This is a genomic window from Curtobacterium oceanosedimentum (assembly GCF_020297365.1).
Taxonomy (GTDB): domain Bacteria; phylum Actinomycetota; class Actinomycetes; order Actinomycetales; family Microbacteriaceae; genus Curtobacterium.
On sequence record NZ_JAIXIG010000001.1, the window covers coordinates 86,521 to 107,394 of the forward strand.

A 20,874-nucleotide genomic window follows, 5' to 3' on the forward strand; every position below is an offset into this window, starting at 1 on the left:
GGGGTGACTCCGACGCGTTACTTGCGCGCGGACGCCGCCCGGCGCTTGTTGAACACGTCGAACGCGACGGCGGCGAGCAGCACCAGGCCCTTGATCAGGGACTGGAACTCGGTGCCGACACCGAGGATCGACATGCCGTTGTTCAGGATGCCGATGATGAGACCACCGATGATGGCGCCCGGCACGGTGCCGATACCGCCGGTGACGGCCGCGCCACCGATGAACACCGCGGCGATGGCGTCGAGCTCGAACCCGTTGCCCGCGCTCGGCGAGGCCAGGTTGAGCTGGCCGGTGAAGACCACGCCGGCCAGCGCCGAGATGACGCCCATGTTGACGAACAGCAGGAACGTGACGCGCTTCGTCTTCACACCGGACAGCTGCGCGGCCAGGGCGTTGCCACCGATCGCGTAGATGTGGCGACCGAACACGGCGCTCCGCATGATCACCGAGTACACGACGACGAGCAGGCCGAGGATGACGAGCACGATCGGGGTGCCGTTGTAGCTGGCGAGCAGCAGCGCGACGTAGATGACGAGCGCGACACCGAACGCGAGCTTGACGATGAACCAGACGAACGGCTCGCTCTCGAGCTGGTACTTGCGACGGGTCGCACGGCCGCGGAAGGCGACGCCGACCATGATGGCCGCCGCGGCGATGCCGAGGATCATCGTGAGCGGCTCGTAGCCCGAGGTGCCGAACGAGGGCAGGAAGCCGGAGCCGAGCGAGCGGAACCCGTCCGGGAACGGCGAGATCTGCTGGTTCTGCAGGGCGATCTGCGCGGCACCGCGGAAGGCGAGCATGCCCGCCAGGGTCACGATGAACGCCGGGATCCCGAAGTAGGCGATCCAGAAGCCCTGCCAGGCGCCGACCAGGGCGCCGAGGACCAGGCAGAGGACCACCGCGACGGGCCAGGGCAGACCCCACTGCGTGATCATCACGCCGGCCATGGCGCCGGTGAAGGCGACGACCGACCCGACGGACAGGTCGATGTGCCCGGCGATGATGACCATCACCATGCCGATGGCGAGGATCAGGATGTAGCTGTTCTGGACGACCAGGTTCGTGACGTTGATCGGTGCCAGCGTGATGCCGCTCGTCGTCACCTGGAAGAAGATGACGATGACGATCAGCGCGATGAACAGGCCGATCTGTCGGAGCTGCCCGGTGAGGTAGCCGGCGGCGGACTTAAGCGCGTTCATTGACAGGGGTCTCCCGTTCCTGGGTCATGTACTGCATGAGGACCTCGGGCGTGGCCTCGGAGCGGGGCACATCAGCCGTGATGGTGCCCTCGGAGAGCGTGTAGATGCGGTCACAGATGCCGAGCAGTTCGGGGAGCTCGGAGGAGATCACGATGATCGCCTTCCCCTGGTCGGCGAGCTGGTTGATGATCGTGTAGATCTCGTACTTCGCGCCGACGTCGATGCCGCGCGTGGGTTCGTCGAGGATGAGCACGTCGGGATCGGCGTACATCCACTTCGACAGCACGACCTTCTGCTGGTTGCCGCCGGACAGCTTGCCGGTCAGCACGTCGACGTTCGGGGCCTTGATGTTGAGGTCCCGCAGGAACCTGCCGGCGACGGTCGTCTCGTGGGACGCGTTCACGAAGCCCCACTTGGCGAGCTTGCCGAGCGCCGAGCCGGACACGTTCCGCTTGATGTCGTCGATCAGGTTCAGGCCGTAGCGCTTGCGGTCCTCGGTGACGTAGGCGATGCCGTTGTCGATGGCCTGCGTCACCGTGTTCGTCTTGATCGGGGTGCCCCGCTTGTAGACGGTGCCGCTGATGCCGGTGCCGTACGACTGCCCGAACACGCTCATCGCGAGCTCGGTGCGTCCGGCGCCCATGAGTCCCGCGATGCCGACGATCTCGCCGGCACGGACGGTCAGGTTCGCCTGGTGGATGATCTCGCGCGAGGCGTCGAGCGGGTGGTGGACGGTCCAGTCCTCGATCCGCAGGAGCTCCTCGCCGACCTTCGACTCGTGCTCCGGGTAGCGCGTGGACAGGTCGCGACCGACCATGCCGCGGATGATGCGGTCCTCGGAGACGTCGTCGGCGTGCATGTCGAGGGTCTCGATCGTCTTGCCGTCGCGGATGATCGTGACCTTGTCCGCGATCGCCTTGATCTCGTTGAGCTTGTGGCTGATGATGATCGCCGTCATGCCCTCGGCCTGCAGCGAGCGGATGAGCTCGAGCAGGTGCGCGGAGTCGTCGTCGTTCAGCGCGGCGGTGGGCTCGTCGAGGATGAGGAGCTTCACCTGCTTCGACAGCGCCTTCGCGATCTCGACGAGCTGCTGCTTGCCGACACCGATGTCCACGATCTTGGTGACCGGGTTGTCCTTGAGCCCGACGCGCTGCAGGAGCTCGGCGGCGGCGAGGTTCGTCTTGTTCCAGTCGATGAAGCCGCCCGTGGAGCGCTCGTTGCCGAGGAAGATGTTCTCGGCGATCGACAGGAACGGGCTGAGCGCCAGCTCCTGGTGGATGATGACGACACCGGCTGCCTCGGAGTCGTTGATGTCCGAGAACCGGACGGGCTGGCCGTCGAGCAGGATCTCGCCCTCGAAGGAGCCGGCCGGGTAGACGCCCGACAGCACCTTCATGAGCGTCGACTTGCCGGCGCCGTTCTCACCGCAGATCGCGTGGACCTGGCCACGCTCGACCTCGATGGAGACCCCCTGGAGCGCCTTGACGCCGGGGAACGTCTTGGTGATGTCACGCATCTCGAGGATGGTGTCCGTCACGTCGACCGCCTTCCGTAGTGCGCGCCAGGGCGCGCAGGTGGGGACGGACGGGAGGCGCGGTGCGGTCCGGCACCGCGCCTCCTGTCCGACAGATGGGTTGCGACCTACTTCAGGTCGGCGTCGGTGTAGTAGCCCGAGTCGACGAGGACCTTCTGGTAGTTGTCCTTCGTGACCACGGTGGGCTGGAAGAGGAAGGTGGGGACGACCTTGACCTTGTTGTCGTAGGTCTCGGTGTCGTTCACCTCCGGCTCCTTGCCGGCGAGCAGGTCCTCGGCCATCTGCGCCGACTTCTCGGCGAGCTGGCGGGTGTCCTTGTAGATCGTCGAGTACTGCTGACCCTTGATGATCGACTTGACGCTGGCCGCCTCGGCGTCCTGCCCGGTGATGACCGGGAGCGGACGGCTGTCGGTGCCGTAGCCGGCGCCCTGCAGTGCCGAGATGATGCCGATGGACATGCCGTCGTAGGGCGAGAGCACACCGTCGAGCTTCGTGCCGCCGGAGTACGACTTGGCGACGAGGTTCTGCATGCGGGCCTTGGCGGTCGCCGGGTCCCACTGCTGCGTGGCGGCCTGGGTGAAGCCGTCCTGGCCGGAGCCGATCGTGATCGTGCCGTCCTCGATGTAGGGCTTGAGGGTCTTCATCGCGCCGTTGAAGAAGAACGTGGCGTTGTTGTCGTCGGGCGAACCGGCGAACACCTCGATGTTGAACGGACCCTTCTCGTCGGTCTTCTCGCCCTTGTCGTCGAGCACGCCGAGGCCGGTGAGCAGGCTGTTCGCCTGGTCGACGCCGACCTTCTCGTTGTCGAACGACACGTAGTAGTCGACGTTCTTGTTGCCGGTGAGCAGGCGGTCGTACGAGATCACCTTGATGCCGGCCTTGGCGGCGGCGTCGAGCTGGTCGGACAGCGAACCACCGTCGATCGACGCGACGATCAGGACCTTCGCGCCCTTCGTGATCATGTTGCTGACCTGCTGGACCTGCTGCGGGATCTTGTTGTCCGCGTACTCGAGGTCGACCTTGTAGCCGGCCTTCTCGAGGTCGCTCTTGACGGCGTCGCCGTCCTTGATCCACCGCTCGGAGACCTTGGTCGGCATCGCGACGCCGACGAGGGCGCCCTTGTTGGCGTCGCCGCCATCACCGCCGCCCTCGGTGGATGCACGGCCACCGGCCGAGCACGCTGCCAGGGAGAACGCGATGCCGAGGGCCGCGACCCCCGCGATGATCCTGCGCTTCATCATCGAAGTACCTCTGTTTCCTCTCGCGTCGTCCTCGACGCGCTCGGGTGCCGGGGCTGCTGTGCCCCGCGGGATGCGCTCGTGTGAGCGCTCACATACTGCGGGTTCCGTACCGGGGTGTCAACTCGCGTACCCGAACCGCGGTCGTGTCGCGTCGGCGGGACCGGGCGGTACGGTTGGCGACGTGACCACCACGACCGCCCCCGGGGGCAAGGGCGGCAAGCGCCGGAAGGCGCCGACGATCTTCGACGTCGCCGAACGGGCCGGCGTGTCCCACCAGACCGTCTCGCGGGTGATCAACGGCGACCCGACGGTGCGCGAGCAGTTCCGCAGTCAGGTCGCCGACGCCGTCACCGCCCTGGGGTACCGGCCCCGCGCCGCCGCCCGCGCGCTCGCCGGTGGTCGGAGCCGCGCGCTCGGGATCATCACCGCGGGCGACGCCCTGTACGGGCCGTCGAGCACCGCGATCGGGTTCGAGCGGGCCGCGCGGTCCGCCGGGTACCACGTGCTGCTCTCCACCCTGCCGGAGGAGCCGACGCCGTCCGACCTGTCCGGCGCGTTGACGACACTGCTCGCGCAGGACGTCGCCGCGATCGTCCTGGTCGCCGCCGACAACCGGGTGCTCGACGCCCTGGCCTCGCTCACGGTGCCGGTCACGGTGCCCGTCGTGGTGGCGAACGCCGTGCAGCGCGATGCCGCCCGGGCCCCGGTCGCGCCGAGTGTCGCGGCCGTCGCGATCGACCAGGCGGCGGGCACCTCGCTCGTGATGCAGCACCTGTTCGACTCCGGGCACCGACGCATCGTGCACATCGCCGGGCCCCACGTGTCGCAGGAGTCCGAGGTGCGCCGTGCCACCTACGTGCGGATCATGCAGGACGCCGGGCTCGAGCCGGTCGTGCTCGAGGGCGACTGGACCCCCGCGAGCGGGTTCGCGGCCGCACGGCACATCGACGTGACGACGGTCGACGCGGTGTTCGCCGGCAACGACCAGATGGCGCTCGGGGTGCTGCACGCCTTCGCGGACGAGGGGCTGCGCGTCCCCGACGACATCGCGGTGGTGGGGTTCGACGACGTCCCCGAGGCCGCGCACTTCACTCCGCCGTTGACCACGGTGCGGCAGGACTTCCGGGCGATGGGGGAGCGGGTGCTCGACGCCGTGCGGGCCCTGGTCGAGGGGGAGCCCCGCGACGAGACCCTGCTCGCGCCCGAGCTCGTGGTGCGCCGGAGCGCGTAGCGCCGCGCGGTGCGGACCCCGGGCGCTTCCGAGGTCGCGCGACGCGCCGGCGGCCTACCCCGGGCCCGCCGGCCCCGCCGAGCGCCCGGCCGGCTAGCGCGCCAGCGGCAGCCAGACGCGCATCGGCGCCGCACCCCGGTTCGCCCACGCGTAGTACGGCACGGCGACCGCCGTCACGGGTGACGCAGCCTCCGCACCTGCGCCGGACCGGAGGCCCGTGGCTGCCCCGGCGGAGCCGGCCACGTCGTCGACGCTGGTCGCGTGCACGGCGGGAGCTGCGCCTCCCTCCCGGGCCGCATCGAGCCGTCGGTACGGCCACGCGAACTGCTCGTGTGCCGCCGGGGCGAACCCGAGCACGCGCAGCGTGACGACGCCGTCGAGCAGGTCGTCGCGGCGTTCCTCGGTGATCGTCGCGGTCGCGTCGACCGTCAGGTCGTCGACCGTGAAGCCCTGCTGGTCTGCCTGCTCCACGGCGTACACCAGGGGACCGCGCTCGATGGCGACCTGCCCGCGGGCCGCGTCGATCCGGGAGTCGGCGACGTACCGGTGCGGCGTCGTGTCGAAGACGAGCTCGACCGTGTCGCCGGCGGTCCAGTCGCGGTCGACGACGTGCAGGGTGCCCGCTGCCGGGCTGTCGACACCGTCCGGCCCGGTGACGCTCGTGGTGTCCGACCATGCCGGGATCCGCAGACCGAGGGCGAGCGGGCCGTCCTCGGTGACCGTGACGCGGACACGGCCGTCGTGCGGGTAGTCGGTCTCGACCCGCACGGGGCCGAGGTCAGCCGTGGCGTACTGGTGGATCTGCAGTCCGCCGTCGGTCGCGGTGGCCAGGTACCCGTCGAGGCTCGCGAACGTCCGCATGATGTTCGGCGGGCAGCAGGCGCAGTCGAACCAGCCTCGGCGGCCGTGCGCGGGGGAGCGGTTCTCGTCCTGGTGCGCGTGATCACGCTGCTGCAGCGGGTTGACGTAGAAGTACTCGGTGCCCGCCAGGCTCACCCCGGCGAGGAACGCGTTGTACAGCAGGCGCTCGATCGCGTCGGCGTAGCCGGGCTCTCCGGTCGCGAGCAGCAGCCGCCACGCCCACTGCACGCCACCGATCGCCGCGCAGGTCTCGGCGTAGCCGCGGTCGGTCGGCAGCTCGTACGGGTCGCCGAAGGCCTCCCAGTCCCAGCGCGCCCCGAGGCCCCCGGTGATGAACGCCTTCGTCGCCATCATGTCGGCGAACTGGCGCTCGCTCGCGGCCAGGAGCTCGGTGTCGCCGGTCTCGATCGCCACGTCGACCGCACCCGCGGCCAGGTAGACCGCGCGGACGGCGTGCCCCTCGACGGTGGTGGCCTGCCGCGCCGGCACCCGGTCGGAGAAGTACGTCGGCTCGCCACCCGCGCGCTCGATGATGCCGTGCCCGCGGGCGTCGACGAACCAGTGCGCCAGGTCGAGGTAGGCGCGGGTCCCCGTCTCGCGGTACAGCTCGACCAGACCCATCTCGACGACGGGGTGCCCGTCGATGTCCTGCGTCCGGTCGGCACCGGGGCCGAACGTGCGGACCAGGTGGTCGGCGTTCTTGATCGCGACGTCGAGCAACCCGGTGTCGCCGGTGGCACGGTGCTGCGCGACGGCCGCCTGGTACAGGTGCCCGGCGCAGTACATCTCGTGGCTCCACTTGAGGTCCGTGTAGCGCTCGCCGCCACCGCGCACCTGCTGCACGGAGTCGAGGTACCCGTCGTCCGCCTGCGCCTGGGCGACCAGGGCGGTGACCTCGCGCTGCAGGTCGAGCAGGTCCTGCGCCGGGGCGCGTCCGTACTCCCAGGCCACGGCCTCGAGCCACTTCGTCACGTCGGAGTCCATGAAGATCGGGCCGACGGCCTCGCCCTCCTCGACCCCCGCGGCGATGCGGAGGTTCCGGAAGTTGCCGGCCGCGTCGAGCTGCTGGTAGCCGCTGCGGACGGCGTCGCGACCGTTGCGCTCCTGCCGCAGCGCCCAGAACCCGCCCGTGATCCCAGCGTCGCCGGCCGGCAGTGGCCGGAACGCCAGGTGCGCCCCGGCGGTCGGCAGGGCCGGCGTCGCGGTGCGCGCCCCGCGATCGGTCGCGAGCGTGGTGGTCATGTCGCCTCCTTGCGATGTGACGGCGCCGCCTCCGGCGCCGGACCCGGTGGGCCGTGGTGCGGAAAACGGTTTCTGCGTCCGACGGTACGACACGGTCTGGAGGCGCGCAAGGGCTCCGTCGCACCGGTTCCGTATGATCGTGGTCACCTGTCGATCAGCGGAAAGGGGTTTGCCGTGACCCTGGAGCGCACCGGGCAGCCCGTCCGGATCACCGACGTCGCGGCGCTCGCCGGGGTGTCGATCGGCACCGCGTCGAAGGCACTCAACGGGACGGGGCAGCTCCGGGAGTCGACCCGGCAGCGGGTGAAGGACGCCGCCGAGCGCCTCGGTTTCGTCGGCGACGCCCGGGCCCGCGCGCTGTCGTCCGGCCGGACCTACACGGTCGGCATGATCACCACCGACTCGTTCGGCCGGTTCTCGATCCCGGTGCTGCTCGGTGCCGAGGACGCCCTGTCCGCCGGGCAGATGGCCGTGCTGCTGTGCGACACCCGCGACGACCACGTGCGTGAGGCCCACTACCTGCGCTCCCTGGCGGCCCGCGGGGTCGACGGCATCATCGTGACGGGCCGCTCCGCCGACGCCCGGCCCCCGATCGACGTGTCGATCCCGGTCGTCTACGCGTTCACTCCCTCGACCTCGGCGCAGGACGTCTCCGTCACGCTCGACGACGCCGCGGGCTCGGCGGCGGTGGCGTCGCACGTGCTGTCGCTCGGGCGGTCGCGGGTGGCGATCGTGACCGGTCCGGCCCGGGCTCGTTCCGCGGTCCGACGGGTCGAGGGCGCCACGGCCGTGCTCGGGAGCCGGTCGGTCGGCGAACCGCTGTACGGCGAGTGGTCCGAGCGGTGGGGACGACAGGCCGTGGACGTGCTGACGCGGCAGTCGCTCGACGTCGACGCGATCGTGTGCGGCAGCGACCAGATCGCGCGGGGTGTGTGTGATCGGTTGCGGGAGCTCGGTCGCACGGTCCCCGGGGACGTCGCGGTGACCGGGTTCGACGACTGGGACGTGATGGCGCTGGCGAGCCGGCCGCCGTTGACCACCGTCGACCTGCGGCTCGAGGAGCTCGGGCGTGTGGCGGGGCAGGCGCTGCTCGCGCTCATCGACGGCGGGACGGCTTCGTCGGCGTCGGTCACCCCGTCGCTCGTCATCCGCGAGAGCACCGTCGGCGCGTAGATGCCGGTGCCGGCCGGTGCCGGTGCTGGTGGTGCCGCGCCTGGTGCCGGTGCGTCCGCTCCCGAGCGGTCACGACACCCCGTCACCCGCGGCCGAGCGGTCACGACTCGTCGCTCGGCGCACCCCCAGCCGACAGGTCCTGACCGCTCGATGGTGCGGCAGCGGGGTGTCGTGACCGTCCGGGGCGCGGTCGTTCGGCGTGTCGTGGTTCGGAGGATCGGGACTCGCGCGGGTGCGGGCGTCGGGGGGTCGGGGCTCGCGCGGGTGCGGGCGTCGGGTGGTCGGGACTCGCACGGGTGTGGGGCGCCCGGCGGTCGATCCACGTCGTCACTCTCATCCGTCGAGCGGTCACGACCTGCCGTGGGTGGGACGTCGAGTGGTCGGGAACGGTCGGCTGCGGATGTGCCGGACGACGGTTGGTAACCGGTCGGGGGAAGTGAGCGGGGTGTTCCGGCCGGTCCGGCGCGGCACCCGGCGCGCCGCACGTTGCACGTGTGAGCGCTCACGTGCCAGGATGTGAGCGCTCACTGAGGACGACGAGGTTCTGGAGGAACGCATGGGCGACGACCGCCGACAGCAGGTCGTGGACGGCCGCACCACGCTCGGGATCGAGCTCGGCTCCACCCGCATCAAGGCCTGCCTGGTGGACGAGGCCCTCGTGCCGATCGCCGCCGGCTCGCACGAGTGGGAGAACGAGTTCGTCGACGGCCGCTGGACCTACTCGCTCGAGGCCGTCGAGACCGGACTCCGTGCCGCGTACGCCGCCCTCGTCGCCGACGTCGAGTCGCAGTACGGCGTCCGCCCGACCACCTTCCGGGCGGCGGGCGTCAGCGCGATGATGCACGGCTACCTGGCGTTCGATGCGTCGGGCGAGCTGCTCGTGCCGTTCCGCACCTGGCGCAACACCTCCACCGGCCCCGCGGCCGAACGGCTCAGCGAGGCCCTCGGCTTCAACATCCCGCTGCGATGGTCGATCGCGCACCTGTACCAGGCGGTCCTCGACGACGAGCCGCACGTGGCCGAGATCGCCGGCGTCACGACGCTCGCGGGGTACGTGCACCGACGCCTCACCGGTCGGGACGTGCTCGGTGTGGGCGATGCCTCCGGGGTGTTCCCGATCGAGGGCGGCCCCGTCGACAGCGGCCCCGGCGACCCGGGCACCAAGGACTTCGACCAGGCCATGCTCGCCACCGCCCAGGACCTGATCGGCGTGCCGGACCTGCGGTCCCTGCTGCCCGAGGTCCTCGTCGCAGGTGCCGACGCCGGCGCCCTGACGCCCGAGGGTGCGGCCTGGCTCGACCCGACCGGCACGCTCGAACCCGGCGTCCCGCTCTGCCCGCCCGAGGGCGACGCCGGCACCGGTATGGTCGCGACGAACGCCGTCGCACCGCGCACCGGCAACGTGAGCGTCGGCACGAGCATCTTCGCGATGGTCGTGCTCGAGCAGCCGCTCACCACCGCGCACGAGGAACTCGACGTCGTCACCACCCCGGCCGGCGACGCCGTGGCGATGGTGCACTGCAACAACGGCGCGAGCGAGATCGCGAGCTGGGCCCGCGTGTTCGGGCGGTTCGCCGAGGCCTCGAGTGCGCGATCGGGCACGGCCGCGATCGGCATCGACGACGTGTACGCCACCCTGCTCGCCGAGGCCGTCGCGGACGACACCGACCCCGACGCCGGTGGCCTGCTGTCCTTCAACTACCTGGCCGGCGAACCCGTCACCCGCGTCGAGGACGGCCGACCCCTGCTGCTCCGCACCCCCGGCGCACGGTTCACGCTCGGCAACCTGGTGCGCTCCGAGGTGCACGGCGCCTTCGCGACCCTGGCCATCGGCATGGACGTCCTGCACGGCGAACAGGTGCAGGTCGACCGGATGACCGCGCACGGTGGGCTCTTCCGCACGCCGGGTGCCCCGCAGCGGCTGCTCGCGGCGGCCCTGCGCGTGCCGATCGCGCTCGAGGAGACCGCGGGCGAGGGCGGCGCGTGGGGGATCGCCGTGCTGGCCGCGTACCTCGAGCACACCGACCAGCAGCTCGCCGACTACCTGTCGGACACCGTGTTCGGCGGGGACGCCGTGCACGTGGCCGAACCCGAGCCGACGGACGTCGCCGGGTTCCAGACGTACCTGGAGCGCTACCGGGCCGCACTGCCCGTGCAGGACGTCGCCGCGGCGGCGACCCGCCCCAGCGCGACCACCGGACCGACCGAGCAGACCGACGGCGCCGACCCGCGCCTCCAGACAGAGGAAGTGACCCGATGACGGACGCGATCGACGAGACCACACGCCAGGCGGTGGCGGCGACGCGGGAGCGCGTCGCCCGGCTGCACGGCGAACTCGTCCGCTACGGCCTGGTGATCTGGACCGGCGGCAACGTCTCCGAGCGCGTGCCCGGCACGGACCTGTTCGTCATCAAGCCGAGCGGGGTGTCGAGCGACGACCTGACGCCGGAGAACCAGGTCGTCTGCACCCTCGACGGCGTCCCCGCCGAGGGGTGGGGCAACGAGCACGGCCCGTCCTCCGACACGGCCGCGCACGCCTACGTGTACCGGAACATGCCCGAGGTCGGCGGCGTCGTGCACACCCACTCGACCTACGCGACGGCGTGGGCGGCCCGTGCCGAGGAGATCCCGTGCGTCATCACGGCGATGGCGGACGAGTTCGGCGGACCGATCCCGGTCGGCCCGTTCGCGATCATCGGCGACGACTCGATCGGCCACGGCATCGTCGAGACGCTGAGCGGCCACCGCAGCCGCGCGGTCCTCATGCAGAACCACGGCGTGTTCACGATCGGCAAGGACGCGAAGGACGCCGTCAAGGCCGCCGTGATGTGCGAGGACGTCGCCCGCACCGTGCACATCGCCAAGCAGGGCGGCGAGGTCGTCCCGATCGCCCCCGAGAACATCGATCGACTGTTCGATCGCTACCAGAACGTCTACGGACAGAACCCCGAAGGAGCCATGCGATGACGCAGGAGACCACCGTCGACCCCCAGGCCACACTCGACGGCTACGAGGTCTGGTTCCTCACCGGCTCCCAGGGCCTGTACGGCGAGGAGACCCTGCGCCAGGTCGAGGAGCAGAGCCGCGCCGTGCACGAGTCGCTCGCGGGATCGCTGCCCGTGAAGCTCGTGTGGAAGCCCGTGCTCAAGGACGCCGACGGCATCCGCCGCGCCCTCATCGAGGCGAGCGCCGACGACAAGGTCATCGGTGTGACCACGTGGATGCACACGTTCAGCCCGGCCAAGATGTGGATCGGCGGGCTCACCGCGCTGACGAAGCCGCTGCTGCACCTGCACACGCAGGCGAACGTCGCGCTGCCCTGGGCGGACATCGACTTCGACTTCATGAACCTCAACCAGGCCGCGCACGGCGACCGCGAGTTCGGGTACATGCTGGCCCGCCTCGGCGTCCGGCACGCCACGGCGATCGGGCACGTGTCCGACCCCCGGGTGCAGCAGCGCGTCGCCGACTGGACCCGTGCCGCCGCCGGCGCCGCGGCCGTCCGTGAGCTGAAGCTGACCCGCTTCGGTGACAACATGCGCTACGTCGCCGTCACCGAGGGTGACAAGACCGAGGCCGAGATCGAGCTCGGCGTGCAGGTCAACACATGGGCGGTCAACGAGCTCGCGGCAGCGGTCGACGCCGCAGCAGCGGACACGGCAGCGGTCGACGCGCTCGTGGCGACGTACGAGCGCGACTACGACGTGGACCCGTCGCTCCGCAGCGACGGCGGCGAGCGGCACGCCGCGCTCCGCGACGGCGCCGCCATCGAGCTCGGCCTCCGCACGCTCCTGCAGCAGAACGGCAGCGCCGCGTTCACCACGAACTTCGAGGACCTCGGCACGCTCAAGCAGCTGCCCGGTCTGGCGGTCCAGCGCCTGATGGCCGACGGCTACGGCTTCGGTGCCGAGGGTGACTGGAAGACCGCCGTCCTGGTCCGCGCGATGGCCGTCGCCGGCGCGGGGCTGCCCGGTGGTGCCTCCCTGATGGAGGACTACACGTACGACCTCACCCCGGGCGCCGAGAAGATCCTCGGCGCGCACATGCTCGAGGTCTCGCCGACGCTCACGTCGACGAAGCCGACGCTCGAGATCCACCCGCTCGGCATCGGCGGCAAGGACGACCCGGTCCGCCTGGTCTTCACGGCCGACGCCGGCGAGGCCGTGGTGGTCGCGCTGTCCGACACCCGCGACGGCTTCCGCCTCACCGCGAACGTCGTCGACGTCGTGCCCCCGACCGAGGCCCTGCCGAAGCTGCCCGTGGGTCGCGCGGTCTGGGAGCCGCGTCCGTCGTTCCCGGTCGCCGCGGAGGCCTGGCTCACCGCCGGTGCCGCCCACCACACCGTCATGACGACCGCGGTCGGCCTGCAGGTCGTCGAGGACTTCGCGACGATGGTCGGCACGGAGTTCCTGGTCATCGACGAGCACACCACCTCCCGCGGCTTCCGCGACGAGCTGCGTCTCCAGCAGACGTGGCACCGTCTCGACCGCGGCTTCTAGAGGAGTCGGGACCCACGATGGACGACGTGATCGCGGCCGAGCGCACCCGCACCAACTGGGCGGGCAACGTCACCTACCGCGCCTCGGCGCTGGCCCGGCCGACGTCGGTGGACGAGCTCCAGCAGCTCGTCGCCTCGACGCCGCGCCTGACGGCGCTCGGCTCGCGACACTCGTTCAACACCATCGCCGACACCGACGCCGTGCAGGTGTCGCTGGCCGACCTGCCGCCCGTGCTCGACATCGACACCGCGCGTCGCGTCGTCCGGGTCGTCGCCGGGATGACGCACAGCCAGGTGGCCGCCGGCCTGGAGGCCCGTGGCTGGGCACTCGGGAACCTCGCGTCCCTGCCGCACATCTCCACGGCCGGGGCCGTCGCCACCGGCACGCACGGCTCCGGCGTGCGGAACCCGTCGCTCGCGCAGGCGGTGGTCGGTCTCGACGTCGTCCGTGCCGACGGCTCGCTCGTGCGGGTGGACGCCGCGTCGCCCGACGGCCTGCTCGACGCCCACCGGGTGGGGATCGGCGCCCTCGGCGTCGTCACCGCGGTGGAGCTCGCGATCGAGCCGACGTTCCAGGTCGCGACGACGGTGCACCTCGACCTGCCCTGGGACGCGGTCGCGTCGCGGTTCGACCAGGTGATGTCCGACGCCTACTCGGTGTCGATGTTCACCGCGTTCGACGACCGCGGTGCCCGGCAGGTCTGGGTGAAGCACCGTGTCGACGAGGCCGCTCCCGCGGTCGACCTCGTCGGACTCGGAGCGCGCCCCGCGACCGGACCCGTGCACCCGGGCGAGAACGACCCCGCTGGCGTGACCGAGCAGGGTGGCGTGCCCGGACCGTGGTCCGAACGGCTGCCGCACTTCCGGTCCTCGTTCACCCCGTCGACCGGGGCCGAGATCCAGGCGGAGTACCTGATCCCCGCAGCCTCGGCGGTGCCCGCGCTCGAGGCCCTCCGCACGCTGGCGTCGCTGTTCGCCCCGATCCTGATCGCCGCGGAGGTCCGCACCATCGCCGCCGACACCGCGTGGCTCGCACCCTCGGCAGGCCGGCAGTCGGTCGGCCTGCACTTCACGTTCCGCCGGGACGCCGCCGCGGTGACGGCCGCCGTCGAGCGGATCGAGGAGGTGCTCGCGCCGTTCGACCCGCGGCCGCACTGGGGCAAGGTGTCCGCTGCGAGCGCCGAGCGGCTGCACGAGGCGTACCCGCGGCTGTCCGACTTCGCGGCGCTCGCCCGTGACCTCGATCCCACGGGTCGGTTCCGCAACGCGTTCCTCGCGCGCATCCTGTCCTGACGCGCACCGGCGGCACGCTCACCGGCGGGGGACCGCTCTCAGGCGATGCCCACCGAACGTGCGGGAGACGCGCTGGGTGGTCGCCGGGCCTGCACATGTGAGAACGCAAAGGTGGAGGCATGGCGAACTTCAACCGGATCCTGGGCATGGCCTCGAAGGCGATCGACAAGCAGATGCAGAAGCGCGGGGGTCAGGGCGGTTCGCAGCAGCACGGCGGCACCGACTGGCGGGACATCGTGCGGACGGCCGCGGACAAGCTGACCGGCGACGACCGCGGTCAGCAGCAGCGGCCGCCGCAGGGCGGGCAGCCGCCGCAGTACGGCCAGCAGCAGTACGGGCAGCCGCAACAGCAGCACGGGCAGCCGCAGCCGCCCCGGTACGCGCAGCCGCAGCAGCACACCGGTCAGCCCCAGCACGGCCAGGCGGACGCCGACAAGGTGGCCATCGCCAAGTACGACTACCTGCTCAAGACCTCATCGCCGGAGCAGCTCGAGCAGGTCCACCACGACGCCTTCGCCCGGCTCACCCCGGCGCAGCGCCAGCAGGTCCGCGACCGCCTGAACTCGGAGCTCCCGCCCCACGAGCACCTGCGCGACGACTCGGCGGGCAGCATGGCGCGTGCGATGACCCGCGGCGAGATGTCGCGTCCGGGGCTGATCCGCCGGGTCCTCGGCGGATCCGGCCGTCCGGGCGGCGGACGTGGCCGCGGCGGGGCCTTCGCGGGTGGTGCCGCGGTCGGTGCGGGCGCGATGGCGTTCGGCGGGCTCGCCGCAGCGGTCGCCGGGGGAGCGGTGCTCAGCGCCGCCGCCGGTCCGGTGCTGGCCGGTGCCGCCGACCTCGGCGTCGACTTCGAGGGGATCGCGTCCGGCATGGGCGACCTCGGGCTGGGCGACCTCGGCGGCGGTGTCGAGGGACTGGTCGGCGAGGGCGAGCAGCTGCTCGGCGGGTTCGGTGAGCAGGCCGCCGGGTTCGGTGAGCAGGCTGCCGGGTTCGGCGAGCAGGCGTCCGGCCTCGGCGAGCAGGCGTCGAACCTCGGCAACGACTTCCTGGGCGGGCTCTTCGACCGCTGAGGGCACGCGGTGTTGCTGCACCGGGAATAGCGGGACGGCGTCCGACGCTTGCAATGTTTCGTCGTGCGTCGTCCCGGACGCGCGAGATTCGGACGGGTCACCGTCGCGGTGTCAGGATGGACGCCGCCCGGCGACCGGACCGTTCCGTCGTCGGAGTGACCGCCACCCCGGTCACCACCACCCCTCCCGAGGAGCAGCACCGTCATGAGACGCCCCAACCGCCTGACGATCACCGCGGCCGTCGCCGCAGCAGCAGCCCTGGTGCTGACCGGCTGCTCGGGCGGGGACACGTCGGGCGACGGGGCCGAGGGCACGGCCAAGGGCGGCACGCTCACCATCCTGACGCCGCAGACCTCGTTCCACCTCGACCCGGCGACGAGCCAGAGCCTCGGGATCACCTCGATGGGCCTCGTCGCCCGCCGACTCACCACGTGGGACGTCGAGCCGGGCAAGACCGCGAAGGTCGTCCCCGACCTCGCGACGGACACCGGGACGTCCAGCGACGGCGGCAAGACCTGGACCTACACGCTCAAGGACGGCGTCGAGTTCCAGGACGGCACGCCCATCACCACGAAGGACATCAAGTGGGGCATCGAGCGCTCGTTCGCGCCGACCCTGAGCGGTGGCCTGAGCTACCACAAGTCGCTCCTGGTGGGCGGCGGTGACTACAAGGGTCCGTTCGAGGGGAAGTCGCTCGACAGCATCGAGACCCCCGACGACAAGACCATCGTCTTCAAGCTCAACGACGCGTACGGTGACTGGCCGTGGCTCGCGTCGATGCCCGCGTTCACCCCCGTCCCCGAGGGCGAGGGCAAGGACACCGGTGCCTACGACCTCGAGCCCGTCGCCTCCGGGCCGTACCAGGTGCAGTCGAACACGCAGGGCTCGCAGGTCACCCTGGTGCGGAACAAGAACTGGAGCGCGAAGACCGACGAGGTCCGCACGGCCGGCCCCTCGAAGATCGTCTTCAAGGAGAGCCAGGACCAGTCCACGGTGACGCAGACGCTCATCGCCGACAACGGCGACGCGAAGAACTCGTTCGGCGCGATCTACCTCGGTGCCGCGGAGCTCAACCAGGTCCGCAGCAACCCGGCGGCGCAGGAGCGTCTGGCCACCTCGAAGGCCGGCCCGATCTCGTACATGGCGATCAACACCCAGCGCGGGGAGCTCAAGGACCTCAAGGTCCGCCAGGCGCTGCAGTACGCCGTCGACCGCAAGTCCTTCCGGATCGCCGCCGGTGGAGCCATCGCCGGGTCGTACGCCTCGACGCTGATCACCCCGGGCATCGCCGGTCGCCAGGACTACGACCTGTACGAGACGAAGCCCACCGGTGACGTCGACAAGGCCAAGCAGCTGCTCGAGGAGGCCGGCGTCAGCAACCTGAAGCTGACCCTCGTGACGCAGAACGACCCGACCTACCTCGCACAGGCGCAGGCGCTGCAGTCCGGGCTCAAGCGCGCCGGCATCGCCGTGACGCTCAAGCCGCTCGACTACGACTCCTTCACGCAGGCGACCACGAACGGCACCGACTTCGACCTGTCGCTGTCGAGCTGGCAGCCCGACTTCCCGAGCGCGAACGCCAACCTGCAGCCCCTGTACGACTCGTCGCAGATCGGTGGCGGCGGCTACAACATCTCGAAGTACCGCAACGCCGAGGTCGACGCCCTCATCGCGAAGGCGAGCTCGACGGTCGACCAGGACGACGCGCAGGAGCTGTGGGCCGAGGCCGACCAGAAGATCATGGCCGACGCACCGGTCGTGCCGCTGATCTACGCGAAGCAGTCGTTCCTGGCGGGTTCGAACGTGCAGAACTTCCAGATCGCCGACTTCCCCGCGTACCCGAACTACCTCAAGGTCTCGCTCGAGCAGTGACCGATCCCATCCTGCAGGTCGAGGGGCTCCGCGTCGCGTTCGGTGACGCGGAGCCCGTCGTCCGTGACGTCTCCTTCGACCTGACACCCGGCCGCGTCCTGGCCCTGGTGGGCGAGTCCGGCTCGGGCAAGTCCGTCAGCGCCATGAGCGTGCTCGGGCTCCTCCCGCCGCAGGCCACGGTGTCGGGCAGCGCCCGCTTCCGTGGCGAGGAGCTCATCGGTGCCCCCGCTGAGGTCGTCCGCGCCGTGCGGGGTGCGGGCATCGGCGTGGTGTTCCAGGAGCCGATGAACTCGTTCACACCGGTGTTGTCGATCGGCACCCAGATCGCCGAGGCCGTCCGCGCGCACCCGTCCGGACTCGACCGCGCCGGGGTCAGGACGCGCGTCGACGAGCTGCTGCGCGATGCCGGGCTGCCCGACCCGGAGCGCATCCGGAAGGCGTACCCGCACGAACTCTCCGGCGGCCAGCTCCAGCGCGCCATGATCGCGATGGCCCTGGCCGGCGACCCGGTCGCGCTCTTCGCCGACGAGCCGACGACCGCCCTCGACGTGACGGTGCAGGCCGGCATCCTCGACCTGCTGCGCCGGTTGTGCCGCGAGCGCTCCCTGGCCGTCCTGCTCATCACGCACGACATGGGTGTGGTGGCGGACGTCGCGGACGACCTGCTCGTGCTGCGCCGCGGCGACCCGGTCGAGCACGGCACCGTCGCCGAGGTCTTCGCCCACCCGACCGCCGACTACACACGCGAGCTCCTCGCCGCCGTCCCCAGCCTGGAGGCGCGGGCCGGCGAGCCCGGATCACGCGCCCAGCGACACCTCACGTCTGCGGGGGCGCGTGCGGTGTCGCCCAGCGCGAACACCGCTGCGGTGACCGACGGGGCGGACGGAAGCCGCGCCTCCAGCCCGCTCGTCGCGCGCCTGCGTGACGTCGCCGTGCGGTACTCGCGCCGAGGCGGACCGACCGTGTCCGGGATCGACCTCGACCTGCACGCCGGCGAGACCGTCGGCCTCGTGGGGGAGTCGGGCTCCGGCAAGTCGACGATCGGACGTGCGCTCGCGGGTCTGGTGCCCGTGGTCGCCGGTTCGGTCGAGGTGGACGGCAGCGACCTGCGGACCGCACGCGGCCGACGCCTGCGCGAGCTCCGCAGCCGTGTCGGCATCGTGTTCCAGGACCCGGCGTCGTCGCTCAACCCCCGGCAGACGATCGGCTGGAGCATCGCCGAGCCGTTGCTCGTACACGGCACGGCCTCCGCCGCCGACCGCGCCGAGCGGGTGCGCGAGCTCCTGACCGCCGTGCAGCTCGACCCGTCGTGGGCCGAGCGCTTCCCGCACCAGCTCTCGGGCGGGCAGCGGCAGCGCGTCGCCGTCGCCCGGGCACTCGCGCTCCGGCCCGCGCTCGTGATCGCCGACGAACCGACCTCGGCGCTCGACGTCACGGTGCAGGCCGCCGTGCTCGACCTGCTCGCCGAGCTGCAGCAGGACCTCGGGTTCGGCATGCTGCTCATCAGCCACGACCTCGCCGTCGTCCGCCAGCTCGCCGACCAGGTGATCGTGCTGCACGACGGCCGCGTGGTCGAGCGGGGCGACACCGACGCCGTGCTCGACGACCCGCAACAGGACTACACGCGCATGCTCCTCGCGGCAGCGCCCGTCGCCGACCCCGAGCGACAGGCCGCCCGCCGCGAAGCGTGGCGTGCGTGGGAAGGAGCGGCCTCGTGACCGCCAACGTCGTCGACCGACCGGTCGCACCGTCCGGCCGCGCCACCGGGTTCCGCGCCGTCGTGCGTCGGGTCCGGCAGGACCGCTGGGCCGTCGGTGCCGCCGTCGTCATCGCGGTGTTCATCGTGGTGGCGGTCGCCGCTCCGCTCATCGCGAAGCTGTCCGGGCAGGACCCGTACGCGTACGACATCGACGCGCTGAACGACTTCGGTGCGCCGCGTGGCGCCGGCGGTGGCATCAGCGGTGAGCACTGGTTCGGGGTCGAGCCGTTGACCGGCCGCGACCTGTTCTCGATCGTCACCTACGGCGCACGGACCTCGCTGGGCATCGGACTGGCGGCCACCCTGCTGTCGATCGTCATCGGCGTGCTCGTCGGCGTCACGACCGGGTTCTTCGGCGGCTGGTACGACCGGGTGCTGTCCCGGGTCGTCGACGTGATCTTCGGGTTCCCGTCGCTCGTGTTCATGATCGCCCTCACCGCGATCGTGCCGACCTCGTTCCCCAAGCCCCTGCTCGTCGTGCTCGTCATCGGGTTCTTCGGCTGGCCGGCCGTGGCGCGCGTGGTCCGCGGGCAGACGCTGTCGCTCGTCAGCCGGAACTACGTCGTGGCGTCCACGGCGATGGGGGCCGGTCGCTGGCACGTCATCCGCACGCAGCTGTTGCCGAACCTCGCCGCGACGATCACCGTCTACGCCACGATCTCGATCCCCTCGATGATCGGGGCCGAGGCCGCGCTGTCCTTCCTCGCCGTCGGGGTGAACCCGCCGACGCCGTCGTGGGGCCGCAGCATCGGCGACGCCATCGGCTGGGTGCAGACCGACCCCATGTACCTCGTGTTCCCCGGAGCCGCACTGTTCCTCATCACCCTCGCCTTCAACGTGCTCGGCGACGCCCTGCGCGACGCCCTCGACCCGCGAGGGGGCACCAAGTGAACGCCGCCACCCTCCGGTTCCTGGCGATCCGCCTGCTCGGGGCCGCCGTCGTGCTGCTCGTCGTCGCGGCGATCACCTACGCGCTGTTCATGCTGCTGCCGACGAACCCGGCGCGCGCGATCTGCGACAAGCCCTGCACGCCCGACCGGCTGCGCGAGGTCCAGGCGTTCCTGGGCACCGACAAGCCGTGGATCGCCCAGTTCGGCGCCTACCTGGCCGGCATCTTCGCCGGACGCACCTTCGGCAGCGGCAACAGCGTGATCGAGTGCGCGGCGCCCTGCTTCGGCTACTCGTTCCAGCTGCACGAGAGCGTCACCGACCTGATCCTGTCGCGTCTGCCCGTGACGGCGTCGATCGCCGTCGGGGCCGCCGTGCTCTGGCTCGTCGCCGGGGTCCTCGGCGGCGCGGTGTCGGCCCTGCGGCGTGGCACGTTCGTCGACCGGGCGGTCATGACGGTCGCGGTCGCCGGGGTGTCCTCGCCGGCGTACCTGGTCGGGCTGCTCGGCATCCTGCTGTTCGGCTTCGTGCTCGGGATCCTGCCGACGAGTGGCTACGTGGAGTTCTCCGACGACCCGGTCGGCTGGTTCACGCACCTGATCCTGCCGTGGAGCGTGCTCGCCTTCATCAGCGCGGCGATCTACGCCCGGCTCACCCGCGGCGAGATGCTCGAGTCGATGTCGCAGGACTTCGTGCGGACGGCCCGCGCGAAGGGCCTGAAGGAGCGCCAGGTCGTCGTGCGGCACGGTCTGCGGACCGCGATCCTGCCCGTGGTGACGCTGTTCGGGCTCGACCTCGGGTCGCTGCTCGGCGGTGCGGTCATCACCGAGAAGGTGTTCTCGATGCAGGGACTCGGAGCGCTGCTCATCGACGCGGTGCACACGCTCGACCTGCAGGTGGTCGTCGGGTTCACGGTGTTCTCGGCGCTGCTCATCGTCACCGCCAACGTGATCGTCGACATGGTGTCGGCGATCGTCGACCCCCGGGTGCGGCGCCGGGCGTAGGGCACCGGG

At 71.3% G+C, this 20,874-nt stretch carries 15 protein-coding genes; 11 read left to right on the top strand and 4 right to left on the bottom strand.

The window, feature by feature from the left end; translation table 11 throughout:
- Positions 1 to 17 precede the first annotated feature (17 nt).
- The 3 genes from mmsB to chvE form a co-directional block, all read right to left on the bottom strand.
- Positions 18 to 1,199 carry a multiple monosaccharide ABC transporter permease gene (gene mmsB, locus LEL83_RS00375; RefSeq protein WP_198656541.1) on the bottom strand — a complete coding sequence of 394 codons (1,182 nt, stop codon included), beginning with the start codon at positions 1,197 to 1,199 and terminating at the stop codon, positions 18 to 20.
- Entirely contained in the window at positions 1,186 to 2,736 is a 1,551-nt protein-coding gene (gene mmsA / locus LEL83_RS00380; protein ID WP_225557291.1) for a multiple monosaccharide ABC transporter ATP-binding protein, read from the bottom strand. Before mmsA ends, mmsB begins: the two co-directional genes overlap by 14 nt.
- Before the next feature lie 104 nt (positions 2,737 to 2,840).
- Positions 2,841 to 3,974 carry a multiple monosaccharide ABC transporter substrate-binding protein gene (chvE, locus tag LEL83_RS00385; protein ID WP_225557292.1) on the bottom strand — a complete coding sequence of 378 codons (1,134 nt, stop codon included), beginning with the start codon at positions 3,972 to 3,974 and terminating at the stop codon, positions 2,841 to 2,843.
- Positions 3,975 to 4,155: 181 nt separating this feature from the next.
- Between chvE and LEL83_RS00390 the strand changes: the two genes are divergently transcribed.
- Positions 4,156 to 5,205, top strand: a complete 1,050-nt coding sequence (locus LEL83_RS00390) for a LacI family DNA-binding transcriptional regulator (RefSeq protein ID WP_198656538.1) — start codon at positions 4,156 to 4,158, stop codon at positions 5,203 to 5,205.
- A 93-nt stretch (positions 5,206 to 5,298) separates the two neighbouring features.
- Here the strand turns inward: LEL83_RS00390 and LEL83_RS00395 are convergent, their stop codons facing one another.
- Entirely contained in the window at positions 5,299 to 7,308 is a 2,010-nt protein-coding gene (locus LEL83_RS00395; RefSeq protein ID WP_225557293.1) for a glycoside hydrolase family 127 protein, read from the bottom strand.
- Between the two features lie 174 nt (positions 7,309 to 7,482).
- On the opposite strand from LEL83_RS00395, the gene LEL83_RS00400 reads away from it, so the two are divergent.
- The 10 genes from LEL83_RS00400 to LEL83_RS00445 all read left to right on the top strand — a co-directional run bounded on the left by LEL83_RS00400 (position 7,483) and on the right by LEL83_RS00445 (position 20,865).
- Positions 7,483 to 8,481, top strand: coding sequence for a LacI family DNA-binding transcriptional regulator (locus LEL83_RS00400; protein WP_225557294.1), 999 nt, complete (start codon positions 7,483 to 7,485; stop codon positions 8,479 to 8,481).
- A 556-nt stretch (positions 8,482 to 9,037) separates the two neighbouring features.
- The gene (locus LEL83_RS00405) at positions 9,038 to 10,741 is read left to right on the top strand and encodes a xylulokinase (protein ID WP_225557295.1); all 1,704 of its coding nucleotides are present in this window, start codon (positions 9,038 to 9,040) and stop codon (positions 10,739 to 10,741) included.
- A complete protein-coding gene (locus LEL83_RS00410; protein ID WP_198656534.1) occupies positions 10,738 to 11,448 on the top strand; it encodes an L-ribulose-5-phosphate 4-epimerase in 711 nt (236 codons plus the stop codon). Before LEL83_RS00405 ends, LEL83_RS00410 begins: the two co-directional genes overlap by 4 nt.
- On the top strand, positions 11,445 to 12,980 hold the full coding sequence (gene araA, locus LEL83_RS00415) for an L-arabinose isomerase (RefSeq protein WP_225557296.1): 1,536 nt from the start codon (positions 11,445 to 11,447) through the stop codon (positions 12,978 to 12,980). Before LEL83_RS00410 ends, araA begins: the two co-directional genes overlap by 4 nt.
- A gap of 17 nt (positions 12,981 to 12,997) precedes the next feature.
- Complete coding sequence (locus tag LEL83_RS00420; RefSeq protein WP_225557297.1) at positions 12,998 to 14,272, top strand: FAD-binding protein; 1,275 nt, start codon at positions 12,998 to 13,000, stop codon at positions 14,270 to 14,272.
- A gap of 119 nt (positions 14,273 to 14,391) precedes the next feature.
- On the top strand, positions 14,392 to 15,342 hold the full coding sequence (locus tag LEL83_RS00425; RefSeq protein WP_225557298.1) for a cation-transporting ATPase: 951 nt from the start codon (positions 14,392 to 14,394) through the stop codon (positions 15,340 to 15,342).
- A 204-nt stretch (positions 15,343 to 15,546) separates the two neighbouring features.
- Positions 15,547 to 17,214: an ABC transporter substrate-binding protein gene (locus tag LEL83_RS00430; protein ID WP_225557299.1), complete on the top strand. Its 1,668-nt coding sequence runs from the start codon at positions 15,547 to 15,549 to the stop codon at positions 17,212 to 17,214.
- Positions 17,211 to 18,932 (top strand): dipeptide ABC transporter ATP-binding protein, encoded by a 1,722-nt coding sequence (locus LEL83_RS00435; protein WP_225557300.1) that lies wholly within the window; start codon positions 17,211 to 17,213, stop codon positions 18,930 to 18,932. Before LEL83_RS00430 ends, LEL83_RS00435 begins: the two co-directional genes overlap by 4 nt.
- Positions 18,929 to 19,864 carry an ABC transporter permease gene (locus tag LEL83_RS00440; protein WP_225557301.1) on the top strand — a complete coding sequence of 312 codons (936 nt, stop codon included), beginning with the start codon at positions 18,929 to 18,931 and terminating at the stop codon, positions 19,862 to 19,864. The genes LEL83_RS00435 and LEL83_RS00440 overlap by 4 nt, the downstream gene beginning before the upstream one ends.
- A complete protein-coding gene (locus LEL83_RS00445; RefSeq protein WP_198656527.1) occupies positions 19,861 to 20,865 on the top strand; it encodes an ABC transporter permease in 1,005 nt (334 codons plus the stop codon). The genes LEL83_RS00440 and LEL83_RS00445 overlap by 4 nt, the downstream gene beginning before the upstream one ends.
- Positions 20,866 to 20,874 lie beyond the last annotated feature (9 nt).

Excerpts from the sequence above, each read along its gene's own strand:
- LEL83_RS00410 (WP_198656534.1), top strand. The coding sequence starts at position 10,738 with ATGACGGACGCGATCGACGAGACCACACGCCAGGCGGTGGCGGCGACG.
- LEL83_RS00425 (WP_225557298.1), top strand. The coding sequence starts at position 14,392 with ATGGCGAACTTCAACCGGATCCTGGGCATGGCCTCGAAGGCGATCGAC.
- LEL83_RS00430 (WP_225557299.1), top strand. The coding sequence starts at position 15,547 with ATGAGACGCCCCAACCGCCTGACGATCACCGCGGCCGTCGCCGCAGCA.
- LEL83_RS00405 (WP_225557295.1), top strand. The coding sequence starts at position 9,038 with ATGGGCGACGACCGCCGACAGCAGGTCGTGGACGGCCGCACCACGCTC.
- LEL83_RS00420 (WP_225557297.1), top strand. The coding sequence starts at position 12,998 with ATGGACGACGTGATCGCGGCCGAGCGCACCCGCACCAACTGGGCGGGC.
- araA (WP_225557296.1), top strand. The coding sequence starts at position 11,445 with ATGACGCAGGAGACCACCGTCGACCCCCAGGCCACACTCGACGGCTAC.
- chvE (WP_225557292.1), bottom strand. The coding sequence starts at position 3,974 with ATGATGAAGCGCAGGATCATCGCGGGGGTCGCGGCCCTCGGCATCGCG.
- LEL83_RS00395 (WP_225557293.1), bottom strand. The coding sequence starts at position 7,308 with ATGACCACCACGCTCGCGACCGATCGCGGGGCGCGCACCGCGACGCCG.
- mmsB (WP_198656541.1), bottom strand. The coding sequence starts at position 1,199 with ATGAACGCGCTTAAGTCCGCCGCCGGCTACCTCACCGGGCAGCTCCGA.